The sequence below is a fragment of the Dysgonomonas termitidis genome (assembly GCF_054657735.1).
Genome location: NZ_BAAHYD010000002.1, coordinates 1,433,373 through 1,453,104, shown reverse-complemented (window position 1 = coordinate 1,453,104; position 19,732 = coordinate 1,433,373). Strand labels below are relative to the sequence as shown.

General features: G+C 35.1%; 12 protein-coding genes and 1 CRISPR repeat array. Of the genes, 3 read left to right on the top strand and 9 right to left on the bottom strand.

Annotated elements, in window-relative coordinates; all coding sequences use genetic code 11:
* Window positions 1-632: 632 nt before the first annotated feature.
* Window positions 633-1,677: direct repeats of the CRISPR family, unit length 47 nt; unit sequence GTTGTGATAAGCTTTCAATTTTGTATCTTAGTTCATTGAAATACAGT.
* 109 nt (window positions 1,678-1,786) lie between these two features.
* The 3 genes from cas2 to cas9 all read right to left on the bottom strand — a co-directional run bounded on the left by cas2 (window position 1,787) and on the right by cas9 (window position 8,044).
* The gene (gene cas2 / locus ACYQ3L_RS10010) at window positions 1,787-2,092 is read right to left on the bottom strand and encodes a CRISPR-associated endonuclease Cas2 (RefSeq protein WP_379995680.1); all 306 of its coding nucleotides are present in this window, start codon (window positions 2,090-2,092) and stop codon (window positions 1,787-1,789) included.
* A 42-nt stretch (window positions 2,093-2,134) separates the two neighbouring features.
* Window positions 2,135-3,073 (bottom strand): type II CRISPR-associated endonuclease Cas1, encoded by a 939-nt coding sequence (cas1, locus tag ACYQ3L_RS10005; RefSeq protein WP_379995682.1) that lies wholly within the window; start codon window positions 3,071-3,073, stop codon window positions 2,135-2,137.
* A gap of 519 nt (window positions 3,074-3,592) precedes the next feature.
* Window positions 3,593-8,044: a type II CRISPR RNA-guided endonuclease Cas9 gene (gene cas9, locus ACYQ3L_RS10000; protein ID WP_379995684.1), complete on the bottom strand. Its 4,452-nt coding sequence runs from the start codon at window positions 8,042-8,044 to the stop codon at window positions 3,593-3,595.
* Between the two features lie 1,003 nt (window positions 8,045-9,047).
* Here cas9 and ACYQ3L_RS09995 point away from each other — a divergent pair.
* Both ACYQ3L_RS09995 and ACYQ3L_RS09990 read left to right on the top strand, forming a co-directional pair.
* Window positions 9,048-9,662 carry a hypothetical protein gene (locus ACYQ3L_RS09995; RefSeq protein ID WP_379995686.1) on the top strand — a complete coding sequence of 205 codons (615 nt, stop codon included), beginning with the start codon at window positions 9,048-9,050 and terminating at the stop codon, window positions 9,660-9,662.
* A gap of 20 nt (window positions 9,663-9,682) precedes the next feature.
* On the top strand, window positions 9,683-10,591 hold the full coding sequence (locus ACYQ3L_RS09990) for a ComF family protein (protein ID WP_379995688.1): 909 nt from the start codon (window positions 9,683-9,685) through the stop codon (window positions 10,589-10,591).
* Between the two features lie 278 nt (window positions 10,592-10,869).
* Here the strand turns inward: ACYQ3L_RS09990 and ACYQ3L_RS09985 are convergent, their stop codons facing one another.
* The 5 genes from ACYQ3L_RS09985 to ACYQ3L_RS09965 all read right to left on the bottom strand — a co-directional run bounded on the left by ACYQ3L_RS09985 (window position 10,870) and on the right by ACYQ3L_RS09965 (window position 16,782).
* The gene (locus tag ACYQ3L_RS09985) at window positions 10,870-12,315 is read right to left on the bottom strand and encodes a metallophosphoesterase family protein (RefSeq protein WP_379995690.1); all 1,446 of its coding nucleotides are present in this window, start codon (window positions 12,313-12,315) and stop codon (window positions 10,870-10,872) included.
* Complete coding sequence (locus tag ACYQ3L_RS09980; protein ID WP_379995692.1) at window positions 12,308-12,796, bottom strand: bifunctional adenosylcobinamide kinase/adenosylcobinamide-phosphate guanylyltransferase; 489 nt, start codon at window positions 12,794-12,796, stop codon at window positions 12,308-12,310. The genes ACYQ3L_RS09985 and ACYQ3L_RS09980 overlap by 8 nt, the downstream gene beginning before the upstream one ends.
* Window positions 12,793-15,006, bottom strand: coding sequence for a hypothetical protein (locus ACYQ3L_RS09975; RefSeq protein WP_379995694.1), 2,214 nt, complete (start codon window positions 15,004-15,006; stop codon window positions 12,793-12,795). The genes ACYQ3L_RS09980 and ACYQ3L_RS09975 overlap by 4 nt, the downstream gene beginning before the upstream one ends.
* On the bottom strand, window positions 14,993-16,162 hold the full coding sequence (locus ACYQ3L_RS09970) for a hypothetical protein (protein ID WP_379995697.1): 1,170 nt from the start codon (window positions 16,160-16,162) through the stop codon (window positions 14,993-14,995). Before ACYQ3L_RS09970 ends, ACYQ3L_RS09975 begins: the two co-directional genes overlap by 14 nt.
* Window positions 16,163-16,533: 371 nt before the next feature.
* Window positions 16,534-16,782 carry a hypothetical protein gene (locus ACYQ3L_RS09965; RefSeq protein ID WP_379995699.1) on the bottom strand — a complete coding sequence of 83 codons (249 nt, stop codon included), beginning with the start codon at window positions 16,780-16,782 and terminating at the stop codon, window positions 16,534-16,536.
* 617 nt (window positions 16,783-17,399) lie between these two features.
* Between ACYQ3L_RS09965 and ACYQ3L_RS09960 the strand changes: the two genes are divergently transcribed.
* Window positions 17,400-19,049: an alkaline phosphatase gene (locus tag ACYQ3L_RS09960; RefSeq protein WP_379995701.1), complete on the top strand. Its 1,650-nt coding sequence runs from the start codon at window positions 17,400-17,402 to the stop codon at window positions 19,047-19,049.
* 47 nt (window positions 19,050-19,096) lie between these two features.
* Here the strand turns inward: ACYQ3L_RS09960 and ACYQ3L_RS09955 are convergent, their stop codons facing one another.
* A complete protein-coding gene (locus ACYQ3L_RS09955; protein ID WP_379995703.1) occupies window positions 19,097-19,621 on the bottom strand; it encodes a hypothetical protein in 525 nt (174 codons plus the stop codon).
* Between the last annotated feature and the right edge of the window lie 111 nt (window positions 19,622-19,732).

The window sequence follows — 19,732 nt, the reverse complement described above, 5'->3', positions numbered from 1 at the left end:
TGTTTTGTTTCACGCAAAGACGCAAAGGCGCAAAGTTTTACATCTTACGAGTTGTTGACTGATGACTGTAAATAGTGTTACCTTTGTTACCTTTTTGAGAATAGTTACAAGTAGACAAGACACGAGATACAAGATACAAGTTGTTAACTGCTTACTGTTGACTGTTTATTGATATATCTGTTACCTTTGTTACCTTTTAACAGTTACAAGTTACTGCGCCCTTCGGGCAGTTACGAGTATACAAGATACGAGATACAAAATACGAGTTGTTCACTGTTTACTGTTTACTGATATCCCTGTTACCTTTGTTACCTAAGTATGCAGAATAATAGAATTTAATTGATTTTCAATTGATAAGGGAGAGAAAGAGAGAAACAGGTAACAATTTAGAAACAACCAAGATACTTTTCGTTTCGCTTTATTTTCATAGATTCAAATAACTCTTTTGACAAAAATATGTATTCTTTTTTAAGAATCAATCATGAATGAAAAAAGAAAAAGATCAACCTTGGAGGAATAATCTTCTTTTATTTTGATTATATAAATATATCTTATTCTTTAGAATCTTCGATTTTTGGAGGAGTTCCTTCGAAGCCTTTTCTATTTGTAGTGAGATATTTTTGGTCTGTTGTTCGGTTCTTTGCTTTCAATTTTGTATCTTAGTTCATTGAAATACAGTTAATATTATGGCAACTTTATCAATAGAAAGTTGTGATAAGCTTTCAATTTTGTATCTTAGTTCATTGAAATACAGTCAGGTAATCTGGAGATACTTCTTCCCGATAGTTGTGATAAGCTTTCAATTTTGTATCTTAGTTCATTGAAATACAGTTGTCGGGCTTAATGGATGAATTGGATATTAGTTGTGATAAGCTTTCAATTTTGTATCTTAGTTCATTGAAATACAGTTGTTTTCGGCGAAGACATACCTAAAAAGAGTTGTGATAAGCTTTCAATTTTGTATCTTAGTTCATTGAAATACAGTGATGAAGAGCTGGAGGCTCTCCTGTTAGCAGTTGTGATAAGCTTTCAATTTTGTATCTTAGTTCATTGAAATACAGTCCCATCCGTGGGAGTACCTGAAGAATATCAGTTGTGATAAGCTTTCAATTTTGTATCTTAGTTCATTGAAATACAGTATCGGCTGAATATTCAGCAAAGCTTTGTAAGTTGTGATAAGCTTTCAATTTTGTATCTTAGTTCATTGAAATACAGTTACATATCCTGACATATATGCGAAAAAAGGTTGTGATAAGCTTTCAATTTTGTATCTTAGTTCATTGAAATACAGTGATACTTATTTCTGTGAAAAGTGCCTGGAAGTTGTGATAAGCTTTCAATTTTGTATCTTAGTTCATTGAAATACAGTCTCCCATAATTATTATATTTGTTTCAATATGTTGTGATAAGCTTTCAATTTTGTATCTTAGTTCATTGAAATACAGTTAGAGGCGGAAGACAAAGCCAATGAAGCCCGTTGTGATAAGCTTTCAATTTTGTATCTTAGTTCATTGAAATACAGTCTTTTTAGCTTTTTCAGGCCGTTGGATATGGTTGTGATAAGCTTTCAATTTTGTATCTTAGTTCATTGAAATACAGTTGCATTTTTTCAAATATTATCGGCTTTTGCGTTGTGATAAGCTTTCAATTTTGTATCTTAGTTCATTGAAATACAGTATAGGTATAGATAATATTCTGTAATTCAACAACTAGCACAACTCATTAGGATTTCAAAAAATGATGTATTTCAAATAAAAATCCCGACCAAAATCGGGATTTTTTATTCTTAAAAAAGTTCCAGTTGTTGTCCTTCCGTTTTCTTGGCTTCCGCAGTTTTGCCATAAAATAATTCCATCATTCCAAATTGTTTGTCCGTTATACAGATGATTCCTACATGCCCTTTTTCAGGTAAAAACTTTTTAACCCGCTTGATATGCACATTCGCGTTTTCCATACTCATACAATGACGGAGATAGATTGAAAACTGAAACATCGTAAATCCATCCTTTTGCAGATTTTTACGGAAATCAGCATATACCTTCCGGTCTTTTTTTGTTTCGGTAGGAAGATCGAACAGTACTAAAACCCACATAACCCTATATTGATTTAATCTGTCCTGTTGCATAACATGATGTCACATTACAAATTCAGGATATTTTATTTTCCGCAACTTACCTTCAAAACATTGCGTCAAAGAAGATGTAGTCTGACTGACTGCGACCATTAAAGGACTTCTCCGGTCATTAATCATTACATCAATGGTAGGTATTTGCAATAATTGTGCTTTTATGGACTGTGACAGCTCTTCAATATTTTCCCCGCTATCTACAATGGAAAGTACAATCGCATCGACAAAGGGACGATAAGGTTCCATAATATCATCTGCCAAGCAGTAAGCATTGTAACGGTTGTGGTGATGTATTCCCAAAGTAGGCAGTAATCCACTGGAAACCAGTGAGCGCGCCACAACAGCCCGGAGAATAGCATAACCATAGTTCAGCAGGTTGTTGGGAGGAGATTCCTCCCTGCCCCTGACAAAGCCTTCAATTTTAGGGAAAGCCTCTTTCCAGTAATAAGCGGCAGCTCGTGCTTCATAATTATCCGGATCACCACTTTTCACATCGCCTGACCAATATTCCATATTACGAATATTGCATGAACGGAATTTTCGCAAAACTTCAGTTTGATTCTTTATCTTAGCTTTGATGGTCTGTTGCCAAAGGTTCTTTTTCAAAGGATCGGTAGCCTGAATTTGCGCATTGAATTTCTCTGTCTGCGTTTTATTCCCGCATAGCGGAAGCATCAGCCCAACCGGCATACGGTTGCTATTGCAGGTAATAAGAGCGGTATTGTTCTCCAAAAGCATCTCTATCAGCCCATGTGTCAGGGTGATTTGCTTATGATCGAGGACAACGACGCCCAAATCCTCGACAGGGAAAGTTGTTTCGCTATCCTTTTTGAATTTTTCGGGCAGAGTATCGTTCTTTTCAACCTCGGGCAGTTTCACTACCAACTGGTTGTTGCGCATACTCAGGTATGTCGGGTTGCCGAAATAAAGTGTCTTTTTTATCATGGTATTTCATTTGAATGTTAAGATTTATAACAAATATAATTTTTTTTTTTCAAAATGTTTTGTTTGTAAAAAAAGATTCATATTTTTATAAAAAATATTCTTTTTTGGTTTTTTGTATAAATAGTGTATTCATATTATATATATATGAAGAGTATAAAGAGAAAATAAAGGCATAAGTAAAATAAAGAACTTCATATTATAATATATATGAGAGTGTTGTGATAGGCTTTTAATTTTTATCTTATGCCTTTCTGAAGATAAAAACCTAATCAAACGGGAATTTGATTAGGTTTCCTAGAGGTAAGGCACCTCAATTATTTCACATTATTATTTTATCTTTATGAATAAAGAAAATAATAAAATCGAGATTTTTTGCCGCTACATTATAAAGAAAGGCAAGAAAATCTATCCCAAAGGTAGTAAGTTTTTTCATTTTTGGGTGGAAAAAAGCTAGAAAAAAGCTAAACTAAATTAAAGACAGGCTTTACTTACTAAATTGATAAAGCCTGTCTTTTTGTTTCACAAAATATTTCCTATCCTGTTAACACTTATCTTAATGCACACATCCTTTATCATTTCTCCAGAAAGGCTCCTGCCCATCTTATTTAAAGGAGAAAATTCGACTTTATTTACTATTGGATTGGAAGTATTCTGAGGGACAAAATGACATTCTGTTCCCGTACAACTTACCATTTTATATATCCTGTCCACTCTAATATTCTCAATACAGCATTTGGTTCCACTGACCAACTCCTCTTCCGTTGGCACATACACCAAATCGTTCGGAGACAAATGGAACAGCAATTCATGTCCTTTTTCATTCCGCTCAGGGACAGCTCTTAATCCTTGTTTCAACCGTTCTACCACAATGTTTAAGGCAATAGTTTCATACGAACGGTTACCTTTTTCGTCTGCATAAATGGCAAAGAATAAATTCGTCCCTTTTGCTGCCTCAACATATTTAGCTTTCTTATTCCCTGTATATCCTACTTGGAACTTATTACCGATTGTTTCATACACACGTACTTTACGGATTGGCTGATGAGGCTTTCCATCATTGAACGCAGTAATATTTTGGTTCATTTCCTCGATGCCTTCCGGCGAAAAAGCCAGTTCCGGCTTATTATCCTTCACCGCTAAATAATTCAGAAGAATCTTTTGTATCCCGCTATCTGTTACAGATTCTTTTATAAATTTTTCGGTGAAAGAAGTGTCCAACGATTTCCGCACGGCGGCATTCTCCGTTTCAAAATAATAAACGTCCACCTTGGATACATCCTTTTTCTCATAAAGATATTTCCTGTCTTTGAAGTATTTATTGATTTTATCCGCATCGAATTTTCCGTATGCCGCACCGATTCTCCTTATTTCGTTCCTAAATTCTTTATCAACAATATTTTCTATGTTTTTCAATGCTTCGCTCAGTTTTACTTTCTTTATTCTCTGCAACGAAACTTTGGCAAATACCGTATCCTTGTGTAGAGGCTTCCGGATTGCCCAACTGTCGCCCTTCGCTTGCGATTTCAATACCTTTTTCCCATTTTCGTAAGCCTGATACTTGTTGGTAGTTTTATTTATTACCCGCAGGTTTTGCTTAAAGCTAACAACTATTTTCTCCAACTCATTCCGGGCATCGGTAGTGAAACTATCCCACGGCTTTATAAATTCTTTCGGTATTTCCCGTTCTACTTGTTTGCCGGCTTTTTTATCGAAATATGAAACCTGTTCGAACAATCTTAATTTTCGTTGTAAATCATATCTTTTCAGGTCGGATTTAGCAGACTGATTATTCAGGAGATTCACATGGTCCCTTGTAGCACAGGCAATAGCCAAAGCATCCATTGCATGATGGCGATGGTCGATACGTTTCTTTTGAAACCCTTTCGACAATTCCAAAGGAACAGTTGGCAGGAATTTCTGGTATTGCTCATTCCAGGCAGTAAATGCGGTAGTGTTTGTCAATATGTTCATTCGTTCAAAGCGAGAGATAATCAGGCTGTTCCAAACAGCATCCAAGCCCCAGTCTCGTTTTAATACGGTGGTTACGCTACCACTGCAAGGCACCATATTTTTTGAGGTAGCCTCCTGCTCCCCTTCTTCACGAACAACATTTGATAATAACCCCTTCACCATCTTACTGATATATCGGGTATCGTTCATTTGACGGTCGATAAATGATTCAGGGATATCTTCTAACAGAAGTTTAGTCCGTTTCGAACGGTTATTTGCATAATATTCTTTTACAAAGTTCTGATAATCTTCTTCTGAAAAGATTTCGACTACCTGTCCCAATCCCAATGGTACTTTCTCTCCATGATGTTCTTTTATAAACACTAAACCAAGTTGGTTATCTTTCAATCGATTCACAGCGGCCTCGCATATCACCTTATTGCTGAAACTGTCGTCAAAATAGCGGCTTTGCGGGATAATATGCTCTATCTCATACTCAGGAGTGAATAATTTGCCGAGCGGAATAAACTGTCCGGTATAAGGCGAACGATATTTCTGCTCCAGCCACAATTTATAACGTTGAAGCTCCGAGCTTGTAGGTTGTGCCGTTTTGCTTATTTTCAGAATATCTTCGGGAATCTCAACATTGGAATTGATAACACTATTTTCATAAATTTTCAATAATTCCTGTTGTATAGGAGAATATGGACGAACATTATCTACATTCAATTTTCCATCTGTATTTTCCTTCAATTCCATCAACAGGGCCTTGATACGAAGATTGGTGTTTTCATTTTCTGTAATATACGAAGTAAGCTGCTCCCGTTCTTTCGCTGTTTTTTTCATTTCACGTCCAAGTTCGATATGGATTTCGGAAATGTCTCCGTATTTCTTCCAGATATCCCGTACTACCCGTAGCGTTTCGGTAATCACCTGCTCTACAATAGGATTCCGTAGAGAATGTTGCTTAAATTCTTTTAGATAAGCATCAATATCCTGTGGCGTTTTCCAACGGATAATATCACTTGCTTCGGAATGACGATCATAAACGATATACTGTGCCAGCCATAGTTGCAAACCCTGAAAATCGTTTTCGCCATTCAGGTTTATCGCTTTCTCGCGAACGCGGTCTTTTATTTCCGCATCATATTCTCCTGTAAGTATCTTATCAATTCTGGCTTTTGTTTTTGCATCTATGGCATTCCATTCCCAATATTTGCCTAAACGCATTAATGGTAATAACTTTTTAATCGCCTTTTCGGAATATGTTCCGTATTCGCTTTTAAATGGCGGAAATTTTTTGAAGTTTTCTACAAAAGAAATTTCATCTATTTTGCATTTCTTTGCAAAGGAAGACAAAGCTTGCTCATACTCTTTTTTGTCTGTTACCGAATAGATTATATGCCATAAATTCTGTTCTATTCCGGATGTTAAGAAATCAGCCGGAAGATTTTCGACTTTTGCCAACCGTGTTTTTATCTGTGTCCCGGTCTCGTTGCAAGGATAGGTCTTATCTTCCACAAAGTTCCAGCGATGCGTTTTTTCTGTCAATTTAAAATACTTTAGCAGTGCTTTCTGATCGACTTCTTTCCGGTTATTCAGGAAATCAAAGAGATTCTCCTTATCATTAATACTTGCAATAAATTGTGAGGTAACATCTGCGTCATCATTTTTCCTGTATATTTTGAGATTATACATCCACTGCCAAAGGCGAAACTCCTGATACAGCGGATGGGATTTCGGTATGGCTTTCAGGTATTCTTTAATTTCGTTCCCGTCTCCATCTTTATATTTTCTAAACTCTAAGGAGCAGTTTGAGATAGATGATTTCTGGCTTTTGAGAGGGCGTTGGTAGAAAATAATATCGTTTACGAACAAATGGACAAAACCTTTTTTGCTCAGAATAAACTGATGAGCTTCATTATTGCGGTACAGTTCCCTAATGCAATCGTTATATAAGTCCTCGGAAAACAGTTCAGGTTGTAACTCTATTTGTTTTTTGAGAATGGCGATTAGTTCTTCTTTGTAAAACTTACGTTCGATGGTTCGTACCAGCTTGCCACGGATTTTCTGACTTGGATTCGACAACAGATTCTCATATATATATGTACCGACTGTTTTCCGGGAATGTTCGATTTCTGCTTCAGTTTTCTTTTTCAGCAATGTCCAGTCTTCTTCACCGGGTGCACGGAACGAACGCCTTTCATTCCCCTCCTTGTCAGTTTTTACTGTACCATCATCATTCAGGTCGGTAGTAACAATGAAATCCCTGACTTTATCTTTCCAGTCAAACAATGGGTTCTTGCTCGATCTGCGATAAATCCATCCGTTTTCCAAATGCAGAGAATACCATGTATCACCTTTGCTATTGGGTTTTTCGTCTGCTTTAACTTCAACAATTTTCAAAGAGTGAAATTCCACTAATTTATTCGGATTTTCTTCCTCCTCTTCGCCTCTCAATTGATAATAGCCACGCTTTTGGTTGAAATTCAGGATAATCCAGGCGAGTGCCTCTTTTTCGATTTTTTGCGACAAGGCTTTTTTTCGTAAATAATAAATTGTCCAATCGTATGGAATCTTCGTTTCCTTCCCATTCGGTTTTATATAAAACAAAGCCGGATTTTGTCGTTTAAAATCGGCCGCCATCTCTTCAAAAGATTCTTTGAAGATGAAATCATCATTGTATGCTAACTTAGGTTCGGTTTCATTGGCAAACTGTCCCAAACGCTTTTCAAAATCAATATATTTCTCATAATGTTCAGGCAGAAAACCGAGAATATGAAGAATACGGTGTAACCGTTCCCGACGCAGCAAATGTCTTTCCCTCAATCGCCTTATTCCCCGAAACCCTGTTCTTGCCTCTGTCTGCGAAACAGAATTTCCCTTGTCGAAGTTCCCCAAGACATCCTGACTCATCGGAATAATCCGGCTACCCATACCTAATATTTTTTGAGCATCTTTATCTACCAATGCCCACCCAATACTGTTCGTGCCTAAATCCAAACCTAATATCTTTTTCATGCGATATAACTAATTTGTGTTTTAAGGTTAAAAAAACACATGACCTTATATTATAAACTTTTGTAATAAAATCATGTTTCGTTTCACAATCTTACTTTTAGCACTTAAAGGTAAATTATTTTTAACAATCTCTTGGATTTTTCAAAGAAAAAATTTATGTTTGTAAAACAAAATTAAAAGCTTATCACAATAAGGATTATTCCGTTGTGAAAACATTTAAGGCGGGAAGTAATTCTCGCCTTCTTTTTGTCATGTTCTGATATCGGTTGACAGGTTATAAATAACCATTAATCATATCTGCATATAGGTAAATTATTCATTTAGTTACCCAAAAGCCGGATTTTTGATCCTGGATTTCTTTTATGATGAATTTACCCAATGGGCGGAGGGGTCCACGTCAGATCTTAAACTAGTCAGGGCTGCTCTTTTCCATATAAAGAAAATGCTTTAATTTTTCATGTTACATTTACGCTTATATTTTTGTGGACTTTGCCGAAGGCAACATTCCTGGTTTATATAAGCTATCGGTTATGTAAAATATTGCAAATTAACACATAACAAACGGTTTTGCTGCTTGTTCCACCCTGTTACCTACCTGATTCCGGTAACTACAGGGATAACGGACAGGTAATGTAAATATCGTAATATTATACAATATTTTATTGTTTGGTAAAGTGGCCGATCAAAGTAATTCAGCTCTTCTAAATTAGTTGTGTATTATTCTGTTCGTTTCGTCGGTGGACATGGTACATATTTTTTACAGCTCCACAGGATGCAAAAATGGGATGTAATTGATTTTCATTTGATAAGAAACAGAAAGAAGAGAACTGTTAATGACTTAAAACGATCAAAATACCTCATTCTACTTTGTTCTCATAGATTCAAATAACTCTTTGAAGAAAGGTACACAATGTTTTTAATACAGAAAACACCACAGGATTAATGACTTTATATCTAATTTTTATTATTTTAGGGAATTGTAACGCACAAATGGAACTATACTATGGGACTAACTCATGAAGAATTTCAAAAAGCCAGACGGATAAGCAGGGAAATCCAGGCCCATCTGGAATCAATCAATAGCGATGGGTTGCGCTCCACAGATCTTTATCCGGTACTCGCCCGAAAGAACCTTATTGAGAAAGATAAAGACAATGGAGTACACTTCCGCAAATTTTTGCGCTATCTCTATGAGATGGGAGTCCTGGAATCTTTGATACCACAATGCAAGCCGCAGAGGAATGCAAACAGTGATATTTTCATGGAGTGGTATTTCTATCGGGTACATCAGGAAGAATGCTTGCCGGCAGAGCCAAACAATGAATACAGGGAAATAAAAATGCCTGAACTTACGGATATCGAAATTGACGAATTAATCAAACAGGCAAGGCCGCATATTGAGAGATTACCTAAAAGAGAAATGAGTGATTTTACCTTTCCTCAAATAGAAACGAGAAAACTCTATTCCCGGGCATACGAGTTCTGGTCTGCCGGGGAAATCGAGATTATGACCAAGGCATACGCTAAATTCAAAAAAATAGATAAAGTCGCTGAGTTACTGAAAAGGCAACCAAGCGCAGTAAAGAGGAAATTAGAGGAACTGAATATAGAAAAATAAGCATCAAAACCTTTCCACTAATGATCAACAACCTTAAAATATCCATACCGATAGAAGAAGCCGAAGTAAATGATGTCGGAAATTATTTTGAACTTCTGAAACTGCCCGGGGAATTTCTGTTAATTCAGCAAGAAGACAGCCAGTTCTATTTCTTATGTACAAATGATTGTCCTATTGAAAAGATATGCCTTTTGTTTGATTGGTACATCGTTTCCCGGGATAGGTTTAACGGATCACTGCTGATCGGGGCCGGTTTGGCAGGAGAAGATCATGCCGAAGGGGAAGTCTATAGATTGAAGGATGAACAAACCCTGTCTCTGTGGCGGGATATTCTTCACTTTACTTTTATGAGCGACTTTGTCCGTCAGTTTTTTCCTTATACCAACCATTTCAAAGGAAAACTGCAGGTAGATAATGCCTTATGCTTCTACATCCATGACTATCATCCTGTCTCTCATCAGAAAGAAATATCTACTTATCAAAAGAAAGTCTCTAACCTTGTTTTTCGTTTTAAGGAGGGAAAGCAATCGGCTTTAGTAGCCAAACTTTTCTCTCTGGCTATCCTGCGCATGCCCTTTTTTAAGGAGCTGGAGAATCCGGTACTTATACCTATACCAGCCGCAACAAGGGAACGGAACATACAGCGGTTTGCCCGGTTTAACTATATACTGGCTAAAAGATTAAAAATAGAGGATGGCTTCAAAGCAATATGGATAAAGGAAGACCGGGAACAGATGAAAGGACAAACCCATCGGGATAAGATCTTCAATCTTGACTTCAACACCAGATATATAAAAGGTAAAAACGTTCTTCTGGTAGATGATATATTTACGACCGGGGACAGCTTTGTCCAGATGAAACGGAAACTGATAGAGTTAGGAGCCCGGTCTGTAATTGGACTATTCTTTGGGAAAACAATACTGAAATAAAAAGGTTGATACGCTCCGAAGTTTTGCGATCCTTGATTTTAAGCAGATAATGATTTAGGAATAATCGGGACCTCGTCCCGCTTTATTTTTATAGATTCAAATACCTCGATTGCATAAAAGCAGGCATTCTTCAGACTGTAAATATTACCTGCCTGTTTTTTCACCTTACTGCTTTATGATCCAAAAGAAATGTATCTATTCTGTTCAGAGAATAAATACACTTCTCGAAGAAATTAAATCTTTAAATTAATAATTTTTAAACCATAATCTTCGTAAATTTAGTTTATTGTACTATCTTGACTTTTAGATATCTCTGTTTGTAATTCATTACATTTTATCCATTTATTCATTGTACTATCATATATAACAGGTGTGATTTTCAGACTTTTTCTATACCTATCTGTTGTTGGATAAATCCTGATAATATTAAAGCTTCTGGCTCTATCATACTGTGGTGCGTATCCACCAGTCGTACCTGTAGATAAGGTGGTTAATTGTTTAATTTCTGAATAACCGGAATGATTTAAAGAAGAAAAAGAAAAATTGTACAATCCGGAAAAATGACAATGCCCATTTAGCAATAAATCACAACCCTGATTTGTTAACAATTCAATAATTTTTCCGGCATTTGTTATTCCTTGATTTTCGTCCAAATCATTTTCAGAGAAAGACGGTAGTACATTATGATGAAAAGTTGCAATCCTAAATTCATTAAGGGCAGAATCTTCTCTCCATTTATTCTTTATATATTTAATAACTTTTTCGCTTATACTACCACAACCTTTTAGCTTTGGATCTAATGAGACAGAATTAAGTCCGAGAATGTTTATTTGACCATTTTTATATTTTTTAGAGAAACACAATGAATCCAAATTCTTTGTATCTAAACCCATGTCGCTGTGTCCGGACAGTTTATTGAAAAAGTCCTTAGAGTCTCCAAAAATTTCCTCATATAACATTTTAGATGGCAGTCCTGGTTCTTCCGCTAATACGCCTTTTTCAAAATCATTCCAGTTTACATCATGATTACCGGGAACTAACAGTAGTTTATTTAAATCATTATTCGTTACAGATATTATCTTTCTTAACAAAGTGGCAACTTGTTTGGATTCGAGTAAGGGATTTTTTGCCGCAAAATCTCCGGAAAAAATAAAAAAATCTATCGGCGTATTTTTGTGCTCCTCTGATATAAATTCTATAAGGTTATCAAATAGCATCTCTTGATTTTTCTTCCGCGAATTTTCTATAGTGGAATCATAATGAAAGTCACTCAGATGAACAAAAGTGATGGGAGTAAATTCTGAGATTTGAATTATTTCATCTATAAAACGTTCACTATCACTTTTATCATATATGTCAATCAGATAATCCCGACATTTTTTTCTAACCTCGGCCAGGTCATCATTGTATTTGTTTCTATGGTAAGTATATATAGCAAATTGATTTTTTTTATTCAATATCATTGTTACTAAGTCACTCCATATTCCTTCATTCATTTCGCCAAAATTCAAATCAATAATTATTAAATCAAATCTGATTTTTCCACTATCAAGATTTTGAATGGCAATAAATCCTCTAACTATATTTGCCTCGATCTCGAATCTTATATTCTTGTTTCTGTCTTCAAGAGCTCCTTTGACCAAGCTTAAATTTTGATAACCCAATGAATCCGGATTGGCCCAATCGTCATCAATCCATAATATATTAAATTCGTTTTTACTCATAACTTTTTTTATGAATTTTTGTTATATATAGGTCGTTAATTATCTTATTATGAATCGTATACAATTGAGGAAAATAATCATAGTAATCTATATCAACCATATACCAGTTTGATTTTGAGTTTATAACGAGGTTAACAATTCCTTGCGCAAATTCGCTTGGGCTAATTGTATCTCCTAATTCATTTTGAAAATGATACCATGTCCAGATCCCATCAAGCATACAGGCATGCTGTTCACTGGATGTGTTCAGAAACGAACTAATTGTAGATATGTCCCGGTAATAATCGAAGGTTACCTCAATTGTATGCCAATTGTCATTCCTTCGTGTTTGGTGTTTCCTAATGGAATCACCGTATTCTACTTTTTGAGGCAGCGTTGCAATATAAAGCAACTTGTCAAAAATAAGCATTTTATTTTCGACATAAACAGATTTTCCACTATTTCTTGGCCCGATATGGAATTCTATTATTCTATTTTTCATTCTATTCTACGTTCTTTCAACGGAATAATTAGTGTTTTTTGATTATCATCACCTTTTAGTTCCCAGAGTCTGTTTTTATTATATGAGCTGAATAGTTTTTTTAAATTTTTCAATCCGTTCCCTCCTTTTTGGGGATTTTTGTGACTTGCAACAATATCATTTTCCTGATTTAAATTATCAATAACTTTTTTCAGTGTATCATATTCTTTTGTATTGTCAGAGTAAATTAGAAAAATCATATTAAACTCTTCTTTACATTCTACCGTGATCCAGACAGAATTTATGTTGTTGCGGATGCCTGCTTCCCGGGAATTCTCAATCAAATTATGTATTAATCGTCCTATTAGTTCTGAGGGTATTTTAATTTTAATTTTATCTTTGACCGTAAAGTGAATAGTCAGATATTCCCGATAGAAGTTATATATAACAATATAATTATTTATAGTGGTATTTAAATCCGGAATCTCATCCGGATTAATCAGCTTTTCAAACCTGGATCTGATACTTTCATCAATCAGGGAGTTAATTTTGTAAAGCCCTTTTTTAGCATCCCTCAGGTCTATATCCCACTTATATTTTGAAGCACTTTCTTCGGCCTGTTTAATATTATTACCGATTGTGGAGATTGCATTTCCAAAATCATGTTTTATGATCTTTTTCAGAGACTCGATAATATCTCCATAATTTGACATCTGTAAAGTTTGTATATGACTTATTTTTTGATTAATATCTATCATTTCTGCTGTTAGTGTTCTGTAGTCCATAGATAATGAGGATTGTATTTCCGTTAACTCAGGGAAAGACAAATCAACTAAACCGACATATTCTAAGGATTCAAAATCAATATGCTTTTCTCTATTGACAATAGAATCCACTTTTTGCTTATCAATATCCAATTCTGTTATTAAAACAGAGATATAATCATATAATTTATTATAGTATTTAATCGCTTCATCCCAATTATTCAATGTTATATGTGTTTCCGCTAATCTAAAAAGGAGTTTAGTATATATTTTATTAAAGATAGATTTGTGGTTGGAATAGTTCATATAAGACAAGCCTTTTGTCAGGTTGTCGATAACCTTCTTCCGTCTTATAATCTCATTTTCAGCGGTAGACCAGAATGATTTTTCGAAGTAGGCAATTGATATATTTTTTCTATCTCTATATTTATTCGCTTCGTTTATACATTCGTTTAATGTAAATTCAGCCTCTTGATTTTTCAAGTTAGATACTCTACTATATAGCCACCGGCTTCTCTTATAGTCCTTGCTGTCAATCGTTTCAATTATTTTTCGGAAAAAGCCTATAAAATGAATATTTCTGATATATTTTGCTTTCGGATTTTTAAGTATATTTTGAATTAAATCATCGTATTCTTTTAATAAAGGAGTCAGCGCCTTGACATTTCTCTCTTTTATAGAGTTATCTATCTCCAGTTCAAGATATCTGAATTTGATTCTTTGAAGACTTAATGAGTGAATACCGGTAATTGATATCAATTCTCGATATATCCTGAGGCTTGCTTCATAATCAGTATCTTTTATATTTTTAGCATATGTATCCAGGCAGATGATATTTCTGCGAGTCGTGTCATTATCATTGGTTATTCTGTTATAAACAATTTTACTATATGCGATACTTATCCCATTTCGTTGTAAATAATCCGAATAAAATTTTGACAATAAAACAAGAGCATAGGGAAAAAAAACGCTTTTTTTTGAGACAAAGATGGCTTTGTGGAGGAAGTCTTGTGCTTGTTCATAGTTCCCTTGTTCTTTATGATACTTTGATAGTTTCCTATAATATTCAAATTGAAGCTCTTTAGAAGCTTCTTTAACTTCGACGTTTTCAAATATTTCAAATAATCCGTAAAAGCCCAAATACGTAATCGCACTTAATGACATAGTCAAATATTTGATAGCTAATTTATAATTAATTAAATGGCTTGCGATTATAGCAGACAGCCATTCAATAGATGGTAACTCAACATCAGATCTCCAACCGTAAGATGAGGGATTCAGTACATCATCAAAATGTACAAAATTCTTGTCAATTACAGAATAATCAATACTTTTTCCGATAGAGACCAGAAAAGAAGTCTTATCTAAACATAAATTAGTATTCTTTTTTTGATAATTAACCAGTTCTTTGTTTATCAAAAAAACCAATTTGGTAAATTGTTCTCCATGTATATCAGGATATATCATAGGTTGTTGATTCTGTATTTTTTATAGGTATGTTTCCCAGCATATATAAACTTCTGATTCTTGGCGTTAATAAGGAATACTTATAGGAGTTTTCAGCCTCCTCTTTGAAAAAAATACAATTATTACTAATCGGGGTTATATCTTTTATTTCAATAAGGCGGTACTCTTTTAAATTTTTTTTCTCATTTGGAGCATTACGTATATGTGTTGTACCATCACCAAAAAGAAGTTCCATTTTTTTTGTAAAACAGTTAAAATACCAGATTTTATTTTCATTAAATATTAGAACCACATCTATTTGGGTTACATCTGTGTCAATTTTATTATACTCTCCTGTTAAATCGCAAACAATATTTTCAAAATCAACACTGAAAAATTTAATTCCTTTAACCGTTTCTTCAAAAAGTACTGTTTCCCTTTTAACAAATCTGTTTTTTTTTGCTTCTAAAAAACAGAAAGCTTTTCTATCTTCATCCATAATTATGATTCCCTTATCATATTTACAAAATGATGTCGGCAAAAAATGTTCATTCGTTAAAACGTCAAGATTCTGGGAGAAAACGCATTTTTCCTTTGAAGAACGGAACTTAGAGATATAAATAGTTTTCATCTTTTTACTAAGAATATATATGTCTGCTTCAAAATCATTTATATCAAATATTTCTATGCTTATATCATCCTGATCAATAGATTCAATGCTACCAGGAAAAGGGATAACAACTTCTTTTACATCTTCTCTGTCATTAAATCCATTTTCAAAAATAGATATTTTAGATATATAAAATTTATTATCTGCTTTTTGAAGAGCGTACAGATTTTTCTTTGTACTTTTTAATTTCAGAATAGAATAATCTGACTCATACTGTTCTAGTTTGTCTAATCTCAGTTTATCTTTAGCTAACTTTATTAACGAATTATTATAACCTTTATAAGCCTTTGCGTGCGGAAAATATTGGGAATATATTACATTTGAGATATTTTTTTTTAGAAAAAACACTTTTTCATATGCTTCAACATATGTAATTTCATCTACATTTGGAGGGATAGCCAATTCTACACTTGGAACTATAAAATTCGCTTCATTATCTTTATATGGCAGGCGCAGGTCGTATCCTGCGAGTGCCCAATATCTACTGTTCCCGGAAAAGTCTATCATATTAGTTAAATAAAAGGTTAAATATTCACAATCAAAGGAAATGAATATTTTTGATTTTAACAATATTAATGACTTTCTAATCTTGAGAAAGTATAGGTAAATATTAGAGATGCATTAAGAAATCTTGACTGAAAGCTGTATTTTAAAATATGCTGCGAGGATAGGTACAAGTTTTATTTTATACTATCTAAATCCTGTAACCCTCTTTTCCGCAGTTATACTTATATGCGGCGGAAATATATATACCATTACTATATATTTTCGCCACACTGCATAACGATTCACGGAAAAGACAGTTTCGGAAAGCCATGCAAGGGTACATCGTTTTAGCTGTACACCTGCCTGTAACGGATGGTTTTGCAAAATCATCTTCACCAGACTTTCCACACCAACGATTTTTCGTCCTTTCCACTTAATTGAGAGTCTCTCTGGCAGGTGTTTGCATGTGGTATATGGCTAAAACGGGGGTGTCGCTGTTGGTTGTGGCAGGTATTTATATACTTGTCCGCAAAGCGCTTAAAGTCATCTCCTTGCCGGTTCGGATTATACTCCCCCTTATCTCCCTGCTTTGCCTTATCCTTATCTGCATGGCAATAATCATATTTATCCTTTAAAACCAAATCATTATGCAAATAATAAACATAAATAAATCAAAGACAGCAGCGTTTACAGGCTCAAATACAATCCGGTATGAATTATTTCCCCCTTGCTCTATCCTTAGTATCCCTTCATTTGGGTTATCTGATGTTTTCATATCGTTGCTGTCTGTTGTAAATTTATTTATAAATGATTTGGCTATGGAAACTGATATTTTCCGTCCAATCGCTTTTCCAGCGCCTGCATATCCTCATCCACCTTTTTGTTTATTATTTTAGCATAAATATGTGTCGTACTGATATTCTTATGTCCCAGCATCCGGCTGAGTGTCTCGATAGGAACACCGTTCGACAGGCAAACGGTAAATTGCTTGCTTCATTATTTTATTGCTTCCTGCCAGATTTAAGGAATAGGTTGAAAATATTCAATTATTCTTAACAAATAAGTGTTGGTAGTTAATTGATATACCTGTTACTTTTGTTACTTTTTATTTTAATCAATGAAGAGGGTCAGGAGATAGAATTAATATCTTTGATATGATATATATTATAAGCATATTGAGACCTATGGCCTGTAATCAATCTAAATAATAATTTGTAACTTTGAGAATCTTAATTAAACGCAAAATCTAAAAAAACAAATGAAAAAAGTAAGTGTGGGCTTATTGCTCTTCTTTGTATTTTCGATTACTGTTTTTTCCCAGCAGCAGTATCGGAGACCTGTAAAACCGACAAAGAATGTCATAGTAATGATACCGGATGGAACCTCTATCGGAGTTGTTTCGGCTGCACGCTGGTATCAGATTTATAATAAACTGGGCGGAGATAATCTGGCTGTTGACCCTTATCTGTGCGGTACGGTGAAAACATTTTCATCCAATGCACCTATTGGTGATTCTGCCCCTACTACCTCTTGTTATATGACGGGAATGCCACAGCAGACCGGTAATGTAGCTATTTATCCGGTTGCTGATCCTGATAACGATCTGGTTCCCGTAGATCCCGCGATGGCTTATCAGCCTTTGGCTACAGTATTGGAGGCCGCTAAATATCAGCAAAATAAAGCGACGGGATTAGTCGTTACGGTGGAATTTCCGCATGCTACCCCTGCTGATTGCTCGGCACATTATTATGCACGTGGCAAATATGAATATATAGCGTCCCAAATGGCATACCAGAATCTGGATGTAATGTTTGGTGGAGGAAACTCTATACTGACAGACGATATCAAACAGCATTTCAAAAATACAGGTACCACACTGATTCAGGATGATGTTAAAACTTTCAGATCATTTAATGGAAAAGAGAAAGTTTGGGCATTATTCAACGAAAGGGAATTGCCGTACGATCTGGACCGGGACCCTGAACAGATCCCGTCTTTACAGGAGATGACTCAAAAAGCGTTAGACAGGCTGTCACAAAATGAAAACGGCTTCTTCCTGATGGTAGAGGGTAGCAAGGTGGACTGGTCGGCACATGGAAATGATGCGGTGGGATGTATTACAGAGTATCTGGCCTTTGATAAGGCAGTAGCTACAGTAATGGATTTTGCGAAGAAAAACGGGGAAACAACAGTGATCGTACTTCCTGACCATGGAAACAGCGGATTCACTATCGGGCGCAGGGATCTGAAAAGTTATGATAAAGCAACCCTTGATGACTTGTTTAAAAATGTATCCAAGTTCAAAAAGACAGGTGAGGGACTGGAAAGAATCTTACTGAAATCCAAGCCGGAAGAGTTTAAAGCGATATTTAAAGAATACACGGATATCGACCTCAGCGAAGAAGAACTAAACCTGCTGTTGAGTTCAAAGAATTATAAAGAAGCAGATTATATGAAGGTAAGTAACAGTGTAAATATGGGTTCCAGCATCATTAATATTATGGATTCACATACTTATTTCGGTTTCACCACCGGAGGACACACCGGAGAAGAAGTCTTTCTCGCGGCTTATCACCCCAATGGAGATATACCGGTAGGAATGAATACAAATGTGGAGATCAATCAATACCTGTGTGATGCGTTTGGATTTAAGACACCTTTGACTGAAATGACCAGGGAAATATTTGCAAAGCATACAGATGTGTTTAAGGGTATGGATTATACAATCGATAAGTCGGCCGGTTTTCCTGTGTTGAAAGTAAGGAAAGGGAATGTGACTTTATCTGTTCCCGCCTTCAAATCGGTAGTGTACTTAAATGATCAGCCTGTGACACTGTCTTCAGTTGTAGTCTATATAGATAAGAATGATACATTTTATCTGCCGAAGAGTCTGGCCGGTAAATTGTAAATTATAGTAATATAGCAAAAGGACTGAAAACCCAGTCCTTTTGTTTTTTATCTTCCTAAGCTTGCTATATTTATAGAATCTAAGACGGTTGCCATTTTACCTTTGTGGAGATAATACCAGACTGGATTTTTACTTACAGGTTTCACTGTAGCATCCGGTTTGTAGAATGTTCTTTCTATATCGTTATCACAGGTAAAATATTCACCGAGATCGATAGGCTCATTACCTTTGGATGTTACGATGAACATTCTCCCACCGATAACAAAATAGCCATACGGGTTTTCGTCAGTACGGAACATATTGCACCATGAATTATCTATTGCTGTTACGTCGAAGTAGAGTTGCCCGTTTTTCCTGGAAAATGCTATTTTTGTAGCGGGCCATAAGAATCCTTTGTTCTTCCTGAGAATCATACTATGTATATCGGACGCAGCAAATTCAATAGCTTCGTCTTTTACTTCTATATAGGTTAGGGTAACCTTGTCTTTCTCTATTTTTGTACGGGGTGGAGTAGCGAATGTTTGTAATGAACAAAATGTAATAAGGATGGACAGTAGTTTTATTCTAGTCATAAGTAATATAAGTATATAATTAGTTCCGGTGCAAAAATATAAAACTTTATTAGTTTTATCTATACTAAAATCAAAATGCTATAAATAGTTAATGTTTTTTTTCAAGTCAAA

Bases quoted from the DNA above. Each gene is read 5' to 3' on its own strand.
- ACYQ3L_RS09970 (WP_379995697.1), bottom strand. From the start codon at position 16,162: ATGATAGACTTTTCCGGGAACAGTAGATATTGGGCACTCGCAGGATAC.
- ACYQ3L_RS09990 (WP_379995688.1), top strand. From the start codon at position 9,683: ATGATCAACAACCTTAAAATATCCATACCGATAGAAGAAGCCGAAGTA.
- ACYQ3L_RS09995 (WP_379995686.1), top strand. From the start codon at position 9,048: ATGGGACTAACTCATGAAGAATTTCAAAAAGCCAGACGGATAAGCAGG.
- cas2 (WP_379995680.1), bottom strand. From the start codon at position 2,092: ATGTGGGTTTTAGTACTGTTCGATCTTCCTACCGAAACAAAAAAAGAC.
- ACYQ3L_RS09985 (WP_379995690.1), bottom strand. From the start codon at position 12,315: ATGAGTAAAAACGAATTTAATATATTATGGATTGATGACGATTGGGCC.
- cas9 (WP_379995684.1), bottom strand. From the start codon at position 8,044: ATGAAAAAGATATTAGGTTTGGATTTAGGCACGAACAGTATTGGGTGG.
- ACYQ3L_RS09980 (WP_379995692.1), bottom strand. From the start codon at position 12,796: ATGAAAAATAGAATAATAGAATTCCATATCGGGCCAAGAAATAGTGGA.
- cas1 (WP_379995682.1), bottom strand. From the start codon at position 3,073: ATGATAAAAAAGACACTTTATTTCGGCAACCCGACATACCTGAGTATG.
- ACYQ3L_RS09975 (WP_379995694.1), bottom strand. From the start codon at position 15,006: ATGATATATCCTGATATACATGGAGAACAATTTACCAAATTGGTTTTT.
- ACYQ3L_RS09955 (WP_379995703.1), bottom strand. From the start codon at position 19,621: ATGACTAGAATAAAACTACTGTCCATCCTTATTACATTTTGTTCATTA.
- ACYQ3L_RS09960 (WP_379995701.1), top strand. From the start codon at position 17,400: ATGAAAAAAGTAAGTGTGGGCTTATTGCTCTTCTTTGTATTTTCGATT.